Source organism: Jhaorihella thermophila (assembly GCF_900108275.1).
In the GTDB taxonomy this organism is placed as follows: domain Bacteria; phylum Pseudomonadota; class Alphaproteobacteria; order Rhodobacterales; family Rhodobacteraceae; genus Jhaorihella; species Jhaorihella thermophila.
Genome location: NZ_FNVD01000002.1, coordinates 18,119 through 32,166 on the forward strand (window position 1 = coordinate 18,119; position 14,048 = coordinate 32,166).

Genomic DNA, 14,048 nt, shown 5'->3' on the forward strand with positions numbered 1-14,048 from the left:
TGCCAGCCAAAGCGGACTTGCCGGCGCGTCGCGGCTGCGCTAGGCGGGCAGCCATGCCGCGTTATGCCTTGAAGGTCGAATACCAGGGTGCGCCCTTTGCCGGGTGGCAGCGCCAGAAGGATCTGCCCTCGGTCCAGGGGGCGATCGAGGCCGCGCTGGCCCGGCTGGAGCCGCGCGCGCATACCATCGCCGCCGCGGGGCGCACGGATGCGGGGGTGCATGCTCTGGGTCAGGTGGCCCATTGCGACCTGCAAAAGGACTGGGATCCGTTCCGGCTGTCCGAGGCGCTGAACTACCACCTCAAGCCCCAGCCGGTGGCCATCCTGACCGCCGCGCGGGTGGACGATGACTGGCACGCGCGTTTCTCGGCCATCGAACGGCGCTACCTGTTCCGCATCCTGATGCGCCGCGCCCCCGCCACCCACGACCGGGGGCAGGTCTGGCAAGTGCCGCACCGGCTGGACATCGCCGCCATGCAGGAGGCCGCGAAACGGCTGGTGGGGCATCATGACTTCACCACTTTCCGATCCACCATCTGCCAGGCGAAAAGCCCGGTAAAGACGCTGGACGAATTGCGGGTAGAGGCCGCCGAGGGCCTGTCGGGCCCCGAGGTGCATTTCCACGTCCGCGCCCGCTCCTTTCTGCACAACCAGGTGCGCAGCTTCGTCGGCACGCTGGAACGGGTCGGCGCGGGGGCATGGACGGCCGATGACGTGCAGGCCGCGCTGGAGGCGCGCAATCGCGCCGCCTGCGGGCCGGTCAGCCCGCCGCAGGGGCTCTACCTTGCCGCGGTGAAATACCCCAGGGATCCCTTCGGCTGACGCCTATTGCGGGGCCACCAGGGCGCGGGCCTGATCCTCAAGCCACAGCCGCGCCTGATCGACCGCGCCCACATAAGCATCAAGGGCCGGCGCCACCTGCGGCACCGTCCGGGTAATGTCCTGCGCGCGGGAATAGACCAGCAGAAGGATCACGCCGAGCGCGATCGCCACGGCGAAGCCGCGCAGAAAACCGCTCTTGCGGACTTTCTCTTCGGGCTCGTGCAAATGTTCGCGCAGGGGGCCCAGTTCGGTGCCCGTGGTCCGCGCGGAGGGCGACTCCAGCGACGAATTGATGTCTTCGATGTCGGGCAGCAGATCGCGTCGCGACCCCGTGTCGGCGGCGGCTCCCGCGGCGGGCGGCTCTTCGCCGCGCAACCGGGCCTTGCGCGCCTCGGCTTCGCGCGTGCGGCGTTCGGCCTCGTCATCCGCGCCGGATTCCAGCCCCAGATCCGGTTGGGTTTCAAGCGCCGCGGCCTCTTGCGCGCGCAATCGCGCCTCGCGCTCGGCCTCTTCGCGCAGGATCTCGGAAATGTCCGGCTCGATCGGGCGCTTGCGTGCGGGCCAGCCTTCATCCGGCATCTCACCGGCTGCTTCTTCGTGTTCCGGTTCGGGTTCACCGTCTTCCTCGACCGGGGCAAGATCCTCCTCTGCGTCCGGCTCGGGCGGCAAGGCGGCTTCGGGGTGATCGGGATGCACCTGGAACCAGGTGTGGCCGCAATTCGAGCACTGAACGTCCCGCCCTTCGGGCGGGATTACCTCGTCCGGCACTTCATATTGCGCGTCGCAATTCGGACATGTCAGCCGCATTCTGCCCCTCCTGAGCCTTGCCCCGTACCGGCCACGGCAATTTTTTTCGCGATCATAGGCTTTTAGCGCCGGATCGCAAAGCCGGAATTTGTTTGCGCCCGAAGCCGTGACCAGTCTGCCGCTACTGCGCAGGCATTGAAACCGGGAACGATCCGGGGCACAAGAGGCGCAATCACCCGGGGAAGAGCCGTGATCGAGCTGGACAACGTCAACTACAGCTATGGCGGAGCCGAATTGCTGCGCGGCGTGTCGGTGCAACTGGCGCCGGGGACATTCCACTTTCTGACCGGCCCGTCCGGCGCGGGCAAGACCACGCTGATCCGGCTGTGCTATGGCGCGCTCCGCCCCACGGCAGGGCAGGTTCGTGTGTTCGATACCGACATGACCCGGCTGGATCGGGACCAGATGGCGATGATCCGCCGCCGTATCGGGGTGGTGCATCAGGACTGCCAGTTCCTGGATCACCTGCCGGTGGCCGACAACATCGCGCTGCCGCTGATCGTGTCGGGACGGGACGTCGCGGCCGAGGCGGGCAACCTCGCCGAGCTGATGAAATGGGTGGGGCTGGGCGCGCGCGCCGACGCGCTTCCGCCCGAACTGTCGGGTGGCGAACGCCAGCGCGCGGCCCTGGCGCGGGCGGTCATCATGTCGCCGGACGTGATCCTGGCCGACGAACCCACCGGCAACGTGGACTGGGACATGTCGCAGCGGCTCCTGCAGCTCTTGGTCGAACTGAACCGGATGGGCAAGACGATCCTCGTGGCCAGCCATGACCTGGCCCTGATTCGCGCGGCCAAGAACCAGGTGCAGGCCCGGGTTCTGCGGATCTCGAACAAGACACTGCAACTTGCGGGGGCGGACCTGTGAAACGCGGAACTATACGCACGTTCCTGCTGGGGGACGCGCAGGCGGGCCGGATCGTCCCGCCCAGCGGACACACGGCGCACCTGACCCTTTTCGTATCCGCCGCAATGGCCTTTCTCGCCGTGTTCGCGCTGGCCCTGTCGCTGGCGGCCGGGCGGCTTGCGGACCGGTGGTCGTCGGAACTGGCCCGCAGCGCCACGCTGCGCATCAATGCCCCGGCCGACCAGCGGGCGGCCCAGACCGAAGTCGCGTTGAAGATCCTGCGCCAGACCCCCGGCGTGGCCAGCGCCCGCGCGCTGACCCAGGAAGAGCAGGCCGCCCTGCTGGCACCGTGGTTCGGCACCGACCTGCGGCTGGACGACCTGCCGGTGCCGCAACTGATCGAAGTGACCGAGGGCGAACCCGGCTATGACGCCGCCGGTCTGCGCCTGCGGCTGGCGGCGGCGGTGCCGGGCGCGGTGCTCGACGACCACACCCGCTGGCGCAGGCCCCTCGTGCAGGCCGCCAACAGTCTGCGTCGGCTGGGCTGGATCTCGATCGCGCTGATCGGCGGTGCGACGGCGGCGATGATCACGCTGGCCGCCAGCGCGGCGCTGTCGGCCAATGCCCGCGTGATAGAGGTACTTCGCCTTGTCGGCGCCCGCGACGTCTATATCGCCGGGGCCTTCGTGCGGCGGTTCACCCTGCGCACCCTGATCGGCGCCACCGCCGGGGTCGGCTTCGGCATGGCCGGCGTGCTTCTGCTGCCCGAGAGCTCACCCGAGGGCGGCTTTCTCACCGGGCTCGGCTTCCAGGGCTTCGGCTGGCTCGCACCGATCCTGATCCCGCCCATGGGCGCGCTGGTCGCGTTTCTCGCCACCTGGGCCGCCGCCCGCCGCCGCCTGAAGGAGCTTGCCTGATGCGCGACACGATCCAGTGGCTGCGGTCCCTTGCCTTCGTGATCCAGGTCTACCTGGCGATGGCGGTGCTGGGACTGCTGTTCTCGCCCTGGGCGCTGGTGTCGCGCCGGGGCGCGCTGGTGGCCTGCAAACTCTATTGCCGCTGGGCCTTGTGGACCGCCCGCTGGATGGTTGGGATCCGATCCGAACTGCGCGGCAACGTCCCCCACGACGAGGTGATGATCGCGGCCAAGCACCAGTCCTTTCTGGACATCCTCATCATTTTCGACGCCGTTCCCCACCCCAAATTCATCATGAAGCGCGAACTTCTGTGGACGCCCTTCATCGGCATCTATGCGAAACGGCTGGGCTGCATCCCGGTGGACCGCGGCAAGCGGGGCCGCGCGGTTGCCAAGCTGGTGCAGGACGTCGCGCGGGAATTCCGCGAACCGGGACAGCTGATCATCTATCCCCAGGGGACGCGCGTGCCGCCGGGCGAATACCGCCCCTACAAGATCGGCCCCGCGATCCTCTACGCGAATCTGAAACAGCCCTGCGTCCCGGCGGCAACCAATGTCGGCCTGTTCTGGCCCAAGAAGGGCATCATGCGCCGTCCCGGCCGGGCGGTCGTCGAGTTCCTCGATCCGATCGCACCGGGCATGGACCGCAACGCATTCATGCGCGAAATCGAAATCCGGATCGAAACCCGGTCCAACGCGCTGATGCGCGAAGCCGGCTTCGATCCGGAAACCCGCCAATGGAAGACACCGACGCCGGGCGGGGGAAGAACCGCGGCCGACTGACCCGCCCGAGTTGCCCCCGGCACGAACCCCCTCTTCATCTTGCCACAAATACTCCGGGGGAGCGCGAGGGGGCAGCGCCCCCTCGCCTCGGTCGGATCGGCACAGCCGATCCGAACCCGCAAACCGCCCCGAACGCCTGCCCTCTACACGTCGGCCTCTACACGTCCCAGTCGTTGTCGTCGGCCAGTTCCCCGATCGCCATCCAGGCCACACGCAGCCGCGCCACGCGGGTATCCGCCCAGGTGCGGAACACGATCTCGAACCGCTGCGGCGTGATGTTTTCCGCCACCAGTTCCGCGCGAATGGGCGCGCCCATGTCCACATCCCACAGCGACACGGACAACTGAACAACTGGCTCCTTGCGAAAAGCCTGCGTGAACCAGACGGCCTTGCGCCGCTCGCGCAGGCCGGTGCCCGTCCACATCTCGCCACCGGTTTCGAAATCCGAAAACAGGGCGACATCCCCTTGGTCGATCCCGGTCAGATGGCTTCTCAAATGCTTCATTGCCCGCTGCTCTCCGCCTCAGCCGCCTTCCCCGTTATCCATCCTCTATGGGGATGCAATTCGGCAACAGGATGAAAGAAACACGGCCGGCCCCGAAAGGAACCGGCCACTTTCATTTCAACACGAAACACGCGTGGAAATCAGCCCGGCGCCATCCCGCTTCCCAGGTTGATCCGGTCCCCGAGCGCCTCCATGTCCGCCAAAAGCTTCGCCGCCTCGTCCACGAGGTTGGGCTGCTCGCCCTGGGCAAGCTGCGCTTCCTCGTATTTGGCGCGCGCCTCGGCAACCATCTCGTCCAGATGCTCGCGGGTCACCTCGTCCACCGGAATGGCGCGTTCGGCCAGAACCGAGGCGCTGTCGGCCCGGATCTCGGCAAAGCCGCTGTTCACGACGAATTCGCGCGTCCCCTCCGGCCCTTCGACCCGAAGAACGCCGGGACGCAGGGTGGTGATGACCGGCGCATGGTCGGGCATCACCGTCATGTCCCCCTCGGCGCCGGGGATCAGGACCGCGCTGGCCTGGAGCGAAGCAAGGCTCCGCTCCGGGCTGACGAGGTCGAATTGCATGGTATCAGCCATCCCGGACCACTCCTCAGGCGGCTTCTGCGGCCATGCGCTCGGCCTTGGCGATCACGTCGTCGATGTCGCCCACCATGTAGAAGGCGGCTTCGGGCAGATGGTCGAACTCGCCGGCGACGACGCGCTTGAAGCTGTCGATCGTCTTCTCCAGCGGCACCTGAACGCCCGGATGGCCGGTGAACACCTGTGCCACGTCGAAGGGCTGCGACAGGAAACGCTGGATCTTCCGGGCGCGGGCCACGACCAGCTTGTCCTCTTCGCTCAGTTCGTCCATGCCGAGGATGGCGATGATGTCCTGCAGCGACTTGTAGCGCTGGAGGATCCCCTGAACGTCACGGGCAACCTGATAGTGCTCTTCGCCGACGATCGCCGGGTCGAGGATCCGCGAGGTCGAGTCGAGCGGGTCCACGGCCGGGTAGATGCCGAGTTCGGCGATCTGGCGCGACAGCACGGTGGTGGCGTCGAGGTGCGCGAACGAGGTGGCCGGCGCGGGGTCGGTCAGGTCGTCCGCGGGCACGTAGATCGCCTGCACCGAGGTGATCGAGCCCGACTTGGTCGAGGTGATCCGCTCCTGCAGGGCGCCCATGTCGGTGGCCAGAGTCGGCTGGTAGCCCACTGCCGAAGGGATCCGGCCCAGCAGCGCCGACACTTCCGAACCCGCCTGGGTGAAGCGGAAGATGTTGTCCACGAAGAACAGCACGTCGGTGCCGGACTGGTCGCGGAACTGTTCGGCGAGCGTCAGGCCGGTCAGGGCGACACGGGCACGGGCCCCCGGAGGCTCGTTCATCTGGCCATAGACCAGGGCCACTTGGGATTCCGACAGGTTGTCGGGCTTGATGACGCCCGATTCGATCATCTCGTGGTAGAGGTCGTTGCCCTCACGGGTCCGCTCACCCACGCCGGCGAACACCGAGTAGCCCGAGTGCACCTTGGCGATGTTGTTGATGAGCTCCATGATGAGAACGGTCTTGCCCACGCCGGCACCGCCGAAGAGGCCGATCTTGCCGCCCTTGGCGTAGGGGGCCAGCAGGTCCACCACCTTGATGCCGGTGACCAGAATTTCCGATTCCGTGGACTGTTCCACGAATTCCGGCGCCGGCTGGTGGATGGCGCGGGTTTCCTTGGCCTCGACGGGGCCCTTTTCGTCCACCGGCTCGCCCACCACGTTCAGGATGCGGCCCAGCGTTGCGTCGCCAACCGGAACCGAGATCGGCCCGCCGGTGTCCTCGACCTCCTGGCCGCGGACGAGACCTTCGGTCGCGTCCATGGCGATGGTGCGGACGGTGCTTTCGCCCAAGTGCTGAGCGACTTCCAGAACCAGCTTCTTGCCGTGGTTCTCGGTGGTCAGGGCGTTCAGGATCTCGGGCAAGTGGTCGTCGAACTGAACGTCCACCACGGCGCCGATCACCTGAGTGATTTTGCCTTTAGCGTTTGCCATGTGTTTCGTCTCCGGTTGTCTCTTACAGCGCCTCGGCGCCGGAAATGATTTCGATCAGCTCGTTGGTGATGACGGCCTGGCGCGAACGGTTGAACTCGATGGTCAGCTTGTCGATCATCTCGCCCGCGTTGCGGGTGGCGTTGTCCATCGCGGTCATCCGCGCGCCCTGTTCAGAGGCGCCGTTCTCCAGCAGCGCGCTGAAGATCTGGGTCGCCACGCCACGAGGCAGCAGCTCGGCCAGGATCGCGTCCTCGTCCGGTTCGAAGTCATAGACGGTGCCGCCGCCGGCCCCCTCTTCGACCACGGCCGGAATGATCTGGCGCGCGGTGGGCTCCTGCGTCACCACGTTGACGAACTTCGAGTAGAAGATCGTCGCAACATCGAACTCGCCGGCATCGAAGCGGCCCAGGATGTCGCGGGCAATGCCCTGGGCATCCTTGTAGCCGATCCGCTTGACTTCGCTCAGGTCGATATGGCCGACGAAGAGGTCGCCATATTCACGCTTGAGCTGATCGCGGCCCTTCTTGCCGACGGTCAGGATCTTGACCGTCTTGCCCTCGGCCTGCAGCCGGCGGATATGCTCCTTGGCCAGACGCACGATGTTCGAGTTGAAGCCGCCGCACAGGCCGCGCTCGGCCGTCATGACGACCAGCAGCTGAACCTGGTCGCTGCCGGTGCCGGCCAGCAGCTTCGGCCCGCCCTCGCCGACCGACGAGGCCAGCGCCCCCAGAACGGCACTGAACCGTTCGGCATAGGGGCGCGATTCCTCGGCGGCTTCCTGGGCGCGGCGAAGCTTCGCCGCGGCCACCATCTGCATCGCCTTGGTGATCTTGCGGGTCGATTTGACCGACTCGATCCTGTTCTTGAGGTCCTTCAGACTTGGCATCGTCAGAACCCCTTACGCGAAATCGGCGGCGTATTCGTCGATGACTGCCTTCACCTTTTCCTCGGCCTCACCGGCGATCTTGGGATCTTCGGTGGTGATCCAGTCCAGCAGATCCTGGTGCTTGGCGCGCAGATGCGCCACCAGGCCGCGCTCGAACCGGCCGACATCCTTGACCTCGATCTTGTCGAGGTACCCCTTGATGCCCGAGTAGATCACGCAGACGATTTCGGCGTTGGTCAGAGGCGAATACTGCGGCTGCTTCATCAGCTCGGTCAGGCGGGCACCGCGGTTCAGCAGGCGCTGGGTCGCGGCGTCGAGGTCCGAACCGAACTGGGCAAAGGCGGCCATCTCGCGATACTGCGCCAGTTCCAGCTTCACCGAGCCGGCGACCGACTTCATCGCGCTGGTCTGGGCCGACGAGCCCACGCGCGACACCGACAGACCGGTGTTCACGGCCGGGCGGATACCCTGGTAGAACAGTTCGGTTTCCAGGAAGATCTGGCCGTCGGTGATCGAGATCACGTTGGTCGGGATAAAGGCCGACACGTCGCCGCCCTGGGTTTCGATGATCGGCAGCGCGGTCAGCGAGCCGGCGCCGTGATCCTCGTTCAGCTTGGCCGACCGCTCCAGCAGGCGCGAGTGCAGGTAGAACACGTCGCCCGGATAGGCTTCGCGCCCCGGCGGACGGCGCAGCAGCAGCGACATCTGGCGATAGGCCACGGCCTGCTTGGACAGGTCATCATAGATGATCAGCGCGTGACGGCCATTGTCGCGGAAATATTCCGCCATCGCGGTTGCCGAATAGGGCGCCAGGAACTGCATCGGGGCGGGGTCGGACGCGGTCGCGGCCACGACGATCGAGTATTCCATCGCGCCCGTTTCTTCCAGCTTCTTCACCAGCTGCGCGACGGTGGACCGCTTCTGGCCCACGGCGACATAGACGCAGTAGAGCTTCTTGCTCTCGTCGTCGCCTGCGGCGTCGTTGTAGACCTTCTGGTTCAGCATCGCGTCCAGCGCCACGGCGGTCTTGCCGGTCTGCCGGTCGCCGATGATGAGCTCCCGCTGGCCGCGGCCGATCGGGATCATGGCGTCCACCGATTTCAGGCCGGTGGCCATCGGCTCGTGCACCGATTTGCGCGGGATGATGCCGGGGGCCTTGACGTCGGCCACGCGGCGCTCGGCCGCGGCGATCGGGCCCTTGCCGTCCAGCGGGTTGCCCAGAGCGTCAACCACGCGGCCCAGCAGCGCGTCGCCGGCGGGCACGTCCACGATCGAGTTGGTGCGCTTGACGGTGTCGCCTTCCTTGATGTCCCGGTCCGAACCGAAGATCACGACGCCGACATTGTCGGTTTCCAGGTTCAGCGCCATGCCCATGATGCCGCCGGGGAATTCGACCATCTCGCCGGCCTGCACGTTGTCGAGGCCGTAAACACGGGCGATGCCGTCCCCGACGCTCAGCACGCGACCGATCTCGGCGACTTCGGCTTCCTGGCCGAAGTTCTTGATCTGGTCCTTCAGGATTGCAGAAATCTCTGCGGCTTGGATACCCATTTATCCGACCTCTTTCATTGCATTCTGGAGGGAGTTGAGCTTCGAGCGGATCGAGGTGTCGATCATTTTCGAGCCCACCTTGACGACAAGACCGCCAATGAGGCTTTCATCGACGGTCGTATTCACGTTAACGGTCTTGCCCACGCGCTCGGTCAGCACCTTGGCAAGCTTTTCGGTCTGCGCCTTGGTCAGCGGCTTGGCGGTCACCACGTCGGCAGTCACCTCGTTGCGCGCCTCGGCCAGTTTCGCGCGCAGCGCCGCGATCAGCTGCGGCACCACGAACAGCCGGCGCTTTTCGGCCATCAGGGCCAGCGCATTCTTCATCACCGGGGTCAGGCCCATCTTGTCGGCGATGGCGACGATCGCGGCCTCCTGTTCGCTGCGCGAAATCAGCGGCGACTGGATCAGGGTGCGCAGATCGGCGCTTTCGGCCAGGGCGGCACCCAGATCGTTGATGCTTTTTTCCAGACCGTCGAGGTCGTTGTTCTCTTGCGCGATCTCGAAGATCGCGGTGGCATAGCGCTCGGCGATGCCTGCGGAGATCGAAGCTGGTTCGGACACGTCCACCCTTCCGATTTCTGGCCCCGGTTTGGCCGCGCGACGCGACGTGACGCGACGTTCCGGGGGCGTGACGAAGCCCCGCCGGAAGGCAGGGCACGAAAATCACGGGGGATGTAGCAGAGCGGTTCCCATGCCGCAACATGCGATAGCGCAACCACGCAATCCGGCAAATTCAATGTTTTCAAGAGATTAGAGAAACCGCGACCCTTTGCGCCCGGAGTCACGCGAAAAAAGTGCCGCGCGGAAGCGGTTTTTCCGCGATTCCCGACGCCCCGGCGGCGCGGTTCAGGCGGGGCGCGCCGCCCCCTCCAGCGCCTTGGCCGCGCGCCGCGGAACCGATTTGACCGGGGTGCCCTGCGGCGGCATCACCCGCTTGGACGCCTCGAGCAGAAAGACCCCGCTGGCCAGCACGGTTCGCAGCCGAGCGCCGATCCGCTCCAGCAGCGGCCCCGATTTCAGCCAGAACCGCCGCGACGAGGGCAGCTGATACAGCGCCGCCGCGTGACGTTCGGGCAGGAACTGGTGCTTGATGAGCTGGGTTTCCAGCTGCCCCAGCGTATAGGGCCGGCCATAGCCAAAGGGCGTGGCGTCGCTGCGCGACCACAGCCCCGCGCGATTGGGCACGATGAACAGCACCTTGCCCCCCGGCCCCAGCACCCGCCGGCACTCCTCCAGCAGCTCCGAGGCGCGCTCGGACGTCTCCAGCCCGTGCAGCATCACCAGCTTGTCCACGCGGCCGGTTTCGATCGGCCAGAGCGTTTCCTCGCACAGAACCGAAACATTGGGCATCCCCGCCGGCCAGGGCATCACCCCCTGCGGCCCCGGCATCAGTGCGATCACCCGCCGAGCGTCCGCCAGATAGGGACGCAACAGCGGCACCGCGAACCCATAGCCCAGCACGGTCTGGCCCTTGGCCTCGGGCCAGATCTCCAGCATACGGCCACGGATGCTGGCCTGCGCCGCACGGCCCAGCGTGCTGCGATAGTAGAAATTGCGCAGATCCTGCACGTCGAGATGCATTGCGGGCGTCCGTCCGATCGGCCAAGCTGGCGGCAGTGTAACAGCGAAAGGGCGAAACGCCATGCCTCTCGAGATCGTCACAATTCCCTGCCTGTCGGACAATTACGCGTTTCTCGCGCATGACGCCGATACCGGCGACACCGCGCTGGTGGACGTGCCCGAGGCCACCCCGATCCTGGCCGAACTGGACCGGCGCGGCTGGCGGCTGAGCCATGTTCTGCTGACTCACCACCACTGGGACCATGTGCAGGGGCTGAAGGAGGTGCTGGCCCGCCACCCGGCCAGGGTGATCGGCAACGCCGCCGAGGCCGACCGGCTGCCGCCGCTGGATGTCGCGGTCTCCCCCGGCGACACGGTAACGGTGGGCGGCGAATCGGCCGAGGTGATCGACGTCGGTGGCCACACGCTGGGCCACATCGCGTATTACTTTCCGCAAAGCCGCGTCGTGTTCACCGGCGACAGTCTGATGGCGCTGGGCTGCGGGCGCGTGTTCGAGGGCACGCCGCAGCAGATGTGGGACTCGCTCTCGCGCCTGGCCGCCCTGCCAGATGACACGCTGATCTGCTCGGGGCACGAATACACGCTGGCCAACGGCAAGTTCGCCCTGACGATCGAACCCGACAATCCCGATCTCCTGGCCCGGATCCGCGATACCGAGGCCGCCCGCGCCGAGGGCCGCCCCACGGTGCCGTCCCTGCTGTCGCTTGAAAAGGCGACCAACCCGTTTCTGCGCGCGGCCCTGCCGCAGGTGCAGCGCAATCTGGGCATGGAAGGCGCCCCGCCGGCCGAGGTCTTCGCCGAAATCCGCGCACGAAAGGACGATTTCTGACCCGACCGTCGCCGGACACGCAACGGTTACGGGAAATGTGACCGCTTTTTTGAAGAAAACTCTTGAAGCCGTGGCCCGTTCACCCAAACTCTAGAAATACAAGGACATGGTTGGCCGAGGGGCGCGGCACCGTCCCGCCCCCTTTTCCGACCCAAGATCGAAGGAGCACGCGCGTGCCATCATTCTCGAGCACACTTGAACAGGCCATTCACGCCGCTCTGGCGCTCGCCAACGAACGGCGCCACGAATTCGCCACCCTGGAACATCTGCTTCTGGCACTGATCGACGAGCCGGACGCCGCCAAGGTGATGCGCGCGTGCAACGTGGACCTGGACGAGCTGCGCAGCACGCTGGTCGAGTTCATCGACGACGACCTGTCGAATCTGGTCACCGATATCGACGGCTCCGAGGCCGTGCCGACCGCCGCCTTCCAGCGCGTGATCCAGCGCGCCGCGATCCATGTGCAAAGCTCGGGCCGCAGCGAAGTGACCGGGGCCAACGTGCTGGTCGCGATCTTCGCCGAACGGGAATCCAATGCGGCCTATTTCCTGCAGGAACAGGACATGACCCGCTATGACGCGGTGAACTTCATCGCCCACGGCTTGGCCAAGAACCCCGCCTTTGGCGAGGCGCGCCCCGTCACCGGCGCCGAGGATCAGGCCGAAGAGCAGAAATCTTCCGCCAGCGAGGCCGAGGCCAAGGACAGCGCGCTGGCCAAGTTCTGCGTCGATCTGAACGAAAAGGCCCGCGTCGGCGGGATCGACCCGCTGATCGGCCGCGATGCCGAGATCGAACGCTGCATCCAGGTGCTGTGCCGCCGGCGCAAGAACAACCCGCTGCTGGTGGGCGATCCCGGCGTGGGCAAGACCGCCATCGCCGAAGGGCTGGCCTATCGCATCGTCAACGGCGACGTGCCCGAGGTTCTGGCCAATACCACCATCTATGCGCTCGACATGGGTGCCCTGCTGGCCGGCACCCGCTATCGCGGCGATTTCGAGGAACGGCTCAAGGCCGTGGTGAGCGAGCTGGAGGAACACCCCGACGCGGTGCTGTTCATCGACGAAATCCACACCGTGATCGGTGCGGGCGCCACCTCGGGCGGGGCGATGGATGCGTCCAACCTGCTGAAACCGGCGCTTCAGGGCGGCAAGCTGCGCACCATGGGCTCCACCACTTACAAGGAGTTCCGCCAGCATTTCGAAAAGGACCGGGCGCTGTCGCGACGGTTCCAGAAGATCGACATCGAGGAACCCTCGGTCGAGGACACGATCAAGATCCTCAAGGGGCTCAAGCCCTATTTCGAGGAACACCACGGCGTGAAATATACCGGCGACGCGCTCAAGGCGGCGGTAGAGCTGTCGGCGCGCTACATCAACGACCGCAAGCTGCCCGACAAGGCGATCGACGTGATCGACGAGGCCGGCGCGGCCCAGCATCTGGTGATCGCCGCCAAGCGCCGCAAGACGATCGGCGTCAAGGAGGTGGAAAACGTGGTCTCCAAGATCGCGCGCATCCCACCCAAGAACGTCAGCAAGGACGATGCCGCGGTGCTGAAGGATCTGGAAACCAGCCTCAAGCGCGTGGTGTTCGGCCAGGACGCCGCGATCGAGGCCCTGTCCAGCGCGATCAAGCTGGCCCGCGCCGGGCTGCGCGAGCCCGAAAAGCCGATCGGCAACTATCTGTTCACCGGCCCCACCGGCGTCGGCAAGACCGAGGTGGCCAAGCAACTGGCGAGCCTTCTGGGAGTGGAACTGCTCCGCTTCGACATGTCGGAATACATGGAAAAGCACGCCGTTTCCCGACTGATCGGCGCGCCGCCGGGCTATGTGGGCTTTGATCAGGGCGGTCTGCTGACCGACGGCGTGGACCAGCACCCGCATTGCGTGCTGCTGCTGGACGAGATCGAAAAGGCGCACCCGGATGTCTACAACATCCTTCTGCAGGTGATGGACCACGGCCAGCTGACCGACCACAACGGGCGGACGGTGGATTTCCGCAACGTGATCCTGATCATGACCTCGAACGCGGGCGCGGCCGAACAGGCCAAGGCGGCCGTGGGCTTTGGCCGCGACCGGCGCGAGGGCGAGGATACGGCGGCGGTGGAACGGCTGTTCACGCCGGAATTCCGAAACCGGCTGGATGCGGTGATCTCCTTCGCGCCGCTGCCCAAGGAGGTCATCCTGCAGGTGGTCGAGAAGTTCGTGCTGCAACTCGAGGCGCAGCTGATGGACCGCAATGTCCATATAGAATTGACGCGCCCGGCTGCCGAATGGATCGCCGAGCACGGCTATGACGACAAGATGGGCGCGCGTCCCCTGGGCCGGGTGATCCAGGAGCACATCAAGAAACCGCTGGCCGAAGAGCTGCTGTTCGGCAAGCTCGCCAAGGGTGGTGTCGTCAAGGTCAGCGTCAAGGGCGGCGAGCTGAACCTGGAAATCCAGGGCCCCGGCAAGCCGCGCCTGACCGGCAACAAGCCGCCGCTGCTGACTGCGGATTGATGCGGTTCC

At 66.1% G+C, this 14,048-nt stretch carries 14 protein-coding genes; 6 read left to right on the plus strand and 8 right to left on the minus strand.

Annotation, left to right across the window (positions count from 1 at the left end; genetic code table 11):
• The first annotated feature begins 53 nt into the window (after nt 1-53).
• Nucleotides 54-821 carry a tRNA pseudouridine(38-40) synthase TruA gene (gene truA, locus C4S70_RS03340; protein ID WP_104006708.1) on the plus strand — a complete coding sequence of 256 codons (768 nt, stop codon included), beginning with the start codon at nt 54-56 and terminating at the stop codon, nt 819-821.
• 3 nt (nt 822-824) lie between these two features.
• Here the strand turns inward: truA and C4S70_RS03345 are convergent, their stop codons facing one another.
• Nucleotides 825-1,628, minus strand: coding sequence for a zinc-ribbon domain-containing protein (locus C4S70_RS03345; protein ID WP_104006709.1), 804 nt, complete (start codon nt 1,626-1,628; stop codon nt 825-827).
• A gap of 189 nt (nt 1,629-1,817) precedes the next feature.
• Here C4S70_RS03345 and C4S70_RS03350 point away from each other — a divergent pair, with 189 nt between their 5' ends.
• From C4S70_RS03350 to C4S70_RS03360, 3 genes are read left to right on the plus strand one after another with little or no spacing between them, the layout of a single operon-like run.
• A complete protein-coding gene (locus C4S70_RS03350) occupies nt 1,818-2,495 on the plus strand; it encodes a cell division ATP-binding protein FtsE (protein ID WP_104006710.1) in 678 nt (225 codons plus the stop codon).
• Complete coding sequence (locus C4S70_RS03355; protein ID WP_104006711.1) at nt 2,492-3,391, plus strand: cell division protein FtsX; 900 nt, start codon at nt 2,492-2,494, stop codon at nt 3,389-3,391. Before C4S70_RS03350 ends, C4S70_RS03355 begins: the two co-directional genes overlap by 4 nt.
• On the plus strand, nt 3,391-4,173 hold the full coding sequence (locus tag C4S70_RS03360; RefSeq protein WP_104006712.1) for a lysophospholipid acyltransferase family protein: 783 nt from the start codon (nt 3,391-3,393) through the stop codon (nt 4,171-4,173). Before C4S70_RS03355 ends, C4S70_RS03360 begins: the two co-directional genes overlap by 1 nt.
• 157 nt (nt 4,174-4,330) lie before the next feature.
• Here the strand turns inward: C4S70_RS03360 and C4S70_RS03365 are convergent, their stop codons facing one another.
• The 7 genes from C4S70_RS03365 to C4S70_RS03395 all read right to left on the minus strand — a co-directional run bounded on the left by C4S70_RS03365 (nt 4,331) and on the right by C4S70_RS03395 (nt 10,712).
• A complete protein-coding gene (locus tag C4S70_RS03365) occupies nt 4,331-4,678 on the minus strand; it encodes an H-type lectin domain-containing protein (protein ID WP_104006713.1) in 348 nt (115 codons plus the stop codon).
• Between the two features lie 140 nt (nt 4,679-4,818).
• Nucleotides 4,819-5,256 (minus strand): F0F1 ATP synthase subunit epsilon, encoded by a 438-nt coding sequence (locus C4S70_RS03370; protein ID WP_104006714.1) that lies wholly within the window; start codon nt 5,254-5,256, stop codon nt 4,819-4,821.
• Between the two features lie 13 nt (nt 5,257-5,269).
• Nucleotides 5,270-6,694: a F0F1 ATP synthase subunit beta gene (gene atpD, locus C4S70_RS03375; protein WP_104006715.1), complete on the minus strand. Its 1,425-nt coding sequence runs from the start codon at nt 6,692-6,694 to the stop codon at nt 5,270-5,272.
• Between the two features lie 22 nt (nt 6,695-6,716).
• Entirely contained in the window at nt 6,717-7,580 is an 864-nt protein-coding gene (locus tag C4S70_RS03380; RefSeq protein ID WP_104006716.1) for a F0F1 ATP synthase subunit gamma, read from the minus strand.
• Nucleotides 7,581-7,592: 12 nt separating this feature from the next.
• Entirely contained in the window at nt 7,593-9,131 is a 1,539-nt protein-coding gene (gene atpA, locus C4S70_RS03385; RefSeq protein ID WP_104006717.1) for a F0F1 ATP synthase subunit alpha, read from the minus strand.
• A complete protein-coding gene (locus C4S70_RS03390; RefSeq protein ID WP_104006956.1) occupies nt 9,132-9,692 on the minus strand; it encodes a F0F1 ATP synthase subunit delta in 561 nt (186 codons plus the stop codon).
• A gap of 285 nt (nt 9,693-9,977) precedes the next feature.
• A complete protein-coding gene (locus C4S70_RS03395) occupies nt 9,978-10,712 on the minus strand; it encodes a methyltransferase domain-containing protein (RefSeq protein WP_104006718.1) in 735 nt (244 codons plus the stop codon).
• A gap of 61 nt (nt 10,713-10,773) precedes the next feature.
• On the opposite strand from C4S70_RS03395, the gene gloB reads away from it, so the two are divergent.
• On the plus strand, nt 10,774-11,541 hold the full coding sequence (gene gloB, locus C4S70_RS03400; protein ID WP_104006719.1) for a hydroxyacylglutathione hydrolase: 768 nt from the start codon (nt 10,774-10,776) through the stop codon (nt 11,539-11,541).
• Nucleotides 11,542-11,714: 173 nt separating this feature from the next.
• A complete protein-coding gene (gene clpA, locus C4S70_RS03405) occupies nt 11,715-14,039 on the plus strand; it encodes an ATP-dependent Clp protease ATP-binding subunit ClpA (protein WP_104006720.1) in 2,325 nt (774 codons plus the stop codon).
• Nucleotides 14,040-14,048: the final 9 nt, after the last annotated feature.